Source organism: Tabrizicola sp. (assembly GCF_034366665.1).
Classification (GTDB): domain Bacteria; phylum Pseudomonadota; class Alphaproteobacteria; order Rhodobacterales; family Rhodobacteraceae; genus Tabrizicola.
The window spans coordinates 1-3,835 of sequence record NZ_JAXMMF010000034.1 but is presented as its reverse complement, the minus strand read 5'-3'; the positions used below and the strand labels follow the sequence as shown (position 1 = coordinate 3,835).

General features: G+C 61.6%; 6 protein-coding genes. All 6 read right to left on the bottom strand.

The annotated features are described in order from the left end of the window. Positions 1 to 127: 127 nt before the first annotated feature. Positions 128 to 523: a ribose-phosphate pyrophosphokinase-like domain-containing protein gene (locus U1E69_RS04505; RefSeq protein WP_322243150.1), complete on the bottom strand. Its 396-nt coding sequence runs from the start codon at positions 521 to 523 to the stop codon at positions 128 to 130. Further along, positions 523 to 795: a DUF5676 family membrane protein gene (locus tag U1E69_RS04500; RefSeq protein ID WP_322243148.1), complete on the bottom strand. Its 273-nt coding sequence runs from the start codon at positions 793 to 795 to the stop codon at positions 523 to 525. Before U1E69_RS04500 ends, U1E69_RS04505 begins: the two co-directional genes overlap by 1 nt. Before the next feature lie 166 nt (positions 796 to 961). Next, entirely contained in the window at positions 962 to 1,672 is a 711-nt protein-coding gene (locus U1E69_RS04495) for a DUF6629 family protein (RefSeq protein ID WP_322243147.1), read from the bottom strand. Between the two features lie 16 nt (positions 1,673 to 1,688). Then, the gene (arcC, locus tag U1E69_RS04490) at positions 1,689 to 2,597 is read right to left on the bottom strand and encodes a carbamate kinase (RefSeq protein WP_322243146.1); all 909 of its coding nucleotides are present in this window, start codon (positions 2,595 to 2,597) and stop codon (positions 1,689 to 1,691) included. 4 nt (positions 2,598 to 2,601) lie between these two features. Next, a complete protein-coding gene (argF, locus tag U1E69_RS04485; RefSeq protein WP_322243145.1) occupies positions 2,602 to 3,603 on the bottom strand; it encodes an ornithine carbamoyltransferase in 1,002 nt (333 codons plus the stop codon). An 18-nt stretch (positions 3,604 to 3,621) separates the two neighbouring features. Beyond that, a partial coding sequence (locus U1E69_RS04480) for an arginine deiminase family protein (protein WP_322243144.1) occupies positions 3,622 to 3,835 on the bottom strand: 214 nt, incomplete at its 5' end.

Here is a 3,835-nt window from a genome sequence, read left to right as displayed (position 1 = left end):
AAAATCCTTCTGGTGCGCGAAACGCGACAACCGTATCCTTCGTCATGTGGCATATCCTTTTCTCTGCGAGAACTGCGGCGCGTCAACAACGCCTTGATATGCCACCCAATCCCCCCGTCACCAACTTTCAGCTATAGCTCGCGAACGTGTCGGACGTCACCGCTTCGCCAGGTTTGAACGCCTTGTCCTGCCGCATGTAGGCAAGATAGGGCGCAACCAAACGGACACGCGCTGCCCCATGCGCGCGGGCCGCGTCGGCGGCAAAGGCAAGGCGGAGGAAATCCGGGTCCGGTCCGGCCAGCGTGGCAACCACATCGACGGCACGACCCTTCACGGGCGCCAACAGCCGCAGATAGGTCTCGCCGTCTGGAAAGCGGCGGGTTTCAATAGCGGTTACCTCCCCGCCCCCGGCAAAAGCAAGCTCACGGGCGAAGTTTTCATTGCCAGGCATTGGCAAGATCATAGGCTTCTGCATTGTCCCTACCTTCACGATGTCAACTTGGCTCAAGTCACGCCCGGCCATCACGCAAATTGCCGAAAGAAATAATTTCGGATCGGGACAAACAGAACGGCAATGTACCACCCGTAGAAAACCGTCCAGAGTAGTCCCAGAAAGACACTGGCTGAATTGAGCCAGACGAACCCCGGAAAGACTGCTTCGAATGCCATTTGCATTCCTTGCGCAGGCAGGACTAGTGCGGCCAGCAGGCAAAGGATGAAACTGACTGCGAAGAACACCGACAGCGTGCAGCCAAGCGGCACGATAGAAAGGCGACGAAATTGGCGCTGATCCATGACGATTTCTCCAACGATCCGGCACTACTTGCCGATACGAAGAAAGACGCTCCTGCAAGCCGGACATTACATCTGTGCAAAATCGGCAAATTGGCGCGCCTGTCCCATTTGTCTTCGAAGTCAGCTTGCCCAGGAAGCCCGCGCGAAGTGGCTTTTTCCTGCCGTTTCAGGCGGGCCTTCGCGCCCGGTCGTGTCCGAACAGCTCCGGACATTCTTCGGCGCATTTGTTGGTCAGGATGATCCACGCCAGATGCACCGTCGCCAACCCCGCGAGAAGGCAGAAGAATGAGATGTAGGCGTAGCGCAGCAGCGTCACATCCAGCACCACCACGGCCGCCACAGTCAGCGCGAAGTGCCTCATGTGCCGATAGCGCGACATGGCGGGCGGCGCGATGATCAGAAAGACATAAAGCGTGTAGCTGATCCAGCGCGGCATGAACTGGTCAAGCAGCATCGAATTCTCGTAAGCAAGTGAGTCGCGGTTGACCGTGACCACCAGCCAATCTGTGCCCAATCCGTGCGGGATGTAGAGCAGAAGACCAAGCAGCAGTCCCACCCCGGTCATAGCGAGGAACCAGGGACGACGGTGGCTGTCCGGTGGCTCTAGCACCCAGACCGAAAAGGGGATCCAGAACGGCCACATGAACCAGGTGAAGAAGATGAAGCTCATTGCGCCCCAGACCATCGTGGCATGGTCGCCTCCATTGACGCCAATCCAGACGAACCCCTCGCTGAACTGCTGGATACCGGCGAACAGCGGCATCAGGCCGATGGGAAGGTAGCGCCAGTTGCTGCGCATGGCCTTGACGATGATCGCGGCACCACCTGCAGTCAGAAGCACGCTGGCAGTAAAGCTGACGGTAGCCGAGAGACACATGCATCTGTCCTTTCTTCTATGCTGAAATAATTGTTCCGGCCGACCCGTTCAGGATAGCAGTGGCGTCTTCCATCCGGCCGATCCCCGCCAGCCGCCCGCCCTTTGCGACAAAGTTCAACCCCGCGGCCACCTTCGGCCCCATCGAGCCTTCCGGTAACGCCAGTTGCCCGGCCTCGACGGCGGACATGCGCGGGATGCGGCGGGCGGCAGACGTGCCGAACCCTTCCATCACCCCGTCTACATCTGTCAGCATTAGAAGCGCGTCGGCTCCGAGGCCATGCGCAAGCAGGGCGCTGGCATGATCCTTGTCGATCACCGCTTCGACACCGGCCAGGCTTCCATCGCCGCGCCGCACGACGGGAATTCCGCCGCCCCCGGCGCAGATAACGATCACGCCTTGCGACAGAAGCAACTGGATCACTCGCAGATCAGGGATCTCGATTGGCCTCGGAGAAGGCACTACGCGCCGCCAGGACGCGCCGTCCGGGGCGATGGTCCAGCCGCGCTGTGCGGCGAGGGCCTTCGCCTCGGCTTCACTGTAGCTCGGGCCGACCGGCTTGGTCGGGCGTGCAAATGCCGGGTCGGCCGGATCGACCAGAACTTGGGTCAAAAGCGCCGCCACCGGACGGTCGTGGCCCAGTGCGTTCTCCAACTCCTGCTCAATCAGATAGCCGATCATGCCTTCAGTTTCCGCACCCAGCACGTCCAGTGGGTCGGGTGCGTCGGGCCGGAATGCAGCCCCCTGCAACGCCAACAACCCGACTTGCGGGCCGTTCCCATGCGTTACGACCAGATCATGTCCCACGCGCACCAAAGCGGCCAGCGCCCCTGCCGCGCGCGCGACGTTGGCACGTTGCACCTCGGTCGTCATGGGCTCGCCCCGTCGCAAAAGCGCGTTCCCACCAAGGGCTGCGACCACCAGCATGGGCTCAGTGTCCCAAGGTTGCGACAAGGACCGCCTTGATGGTGTGCAGCCGGTTCTCGGCTTGGTCAAAGACGATCGAAGCCGGGCTTTCGAACACCTCCTCGCTCACCTCCATCTCGGTCAGGCCGAACTTTTCCGCGATCTCGCGGCCAACTTCGGTCTCTGTGTTATGAAAGGCCGGAAGACAATGCATGAACCGGGCCCTCGGGTTGCCTGTGCGGCCCATCATGACCGCGTCGACGCGCCAAGGCGACAGCAGTTTGATGCGTTCGGCCCATATCGCTTCGGACTCGCCCATCGACAGCCAGACATCCGTGTATAGGAAATCGGCACCCCTGACAGCCTCGGAGGGGTCCTTGGTCACGGTGATGCGTGCGCCGGTATCTCTCGCGATAGCCATCGCCTCGTCGATCACGGCCTGTTTCGGCCAGCACGACTCCGGCCCCCCCAGTCGCACGGCCATCCCCATTTTCGCGCCGCCGATCAGCAGGCTTTCCCCAACATTGTTCCCCGCATCACCGAGGAAGGCGAAAGCGATCTGGCGCAAGGGCTTTTCGGCGTGTTCCTGCATGGTTAGGAAGTCGGCAAGCACCTGGGTCGGGTGGAACTGATCGGTCAGCCCATTGTAGACCGGCACGCCCGCATGGCGCGCGAGCTCCTCGACGATCTCCTGGCCGAAGCCGCGGTATTCGATGGCGTCATAGACGCGGCCCAGAACGCGGGCGGTGTCCTTGATGCTTTCCTTGTGGCCGATGTGGCTTCCGGACGGCCCGAGATAGGTGACATGCGCGCCCTGGTCATGGGCGGCAACCTCGAAGCCGACGCGGGTGCGGGTCGAATCCTTCTCGAAGATCAGTGCGATTTCACGCCCCCGCAGTACTTGCTGTTCCGTCCCGGCATATTTCGCCGCTTTGAGGTCGGCGGATAGCTTGAGAAGGAAGGCGATTTCCGCAGGTGTGAAATCGCGCAGTGTCAGGAAATGGCGGTTGCGCAAGTTGAAGCTCATTGTTTTGTCCTTTTCGTATCAGGCTGGGTCGCGGATCGTCGGGCAGGTCATGCAATGCCCGCCACCCCGGCCCCGCCCCAGTTCAGCGCCTGGCATCTCGCGCACGTCGATGCCTTCGGCGCGCAGCATGGCGTTGGTGTCGTCGTTGCGATCGTAGCCGACGATCACGCCGGGGCGTAGCGCCACCACGTTGTTGCCGTCGTTCCATTGCTCGCGCGCGCGCTCGGCCGGG

Bases quoted from the DNA above. Each gene is read 5' to 3' on its own strand.
- U1E69_RS04505 (WP_322243150.1), bottom strand. From the start codon at position 523: ATGGCCGGGCGTGACTTGAGCCAAGTTGACATCGTGAAGGTAGGGACA.
- arcC (WP_322243146.1), bottom strand. From the start codon at position 2,597: ATGCTGGTGGTCGCAGCCCTTGGTGGGAACGCGCTTTTGCGACGGGGC.
- U1E69_RS04495 (WP_322243147.1), bottom strand. From the start codon at position 1,672: ATGTGTCTCTCGGCTACCGTCAGCTTTACTGCCAGCGTGCTTCTGACT.
- U1E69_RS04500 (WP_322243148.1), bottom strand. From the start codon at position 795: ATGGATCAGCGCCAATTTCGTCGCCTTTCTATCGTGCCGCTTGGCTGC.
- argF (WP_322243145.1), bottom strand. From the start codon at position 3,603: ATGAGCTTCAACTTGCGCAACCGCCATTTCCTGACACTGCGCGATTTC.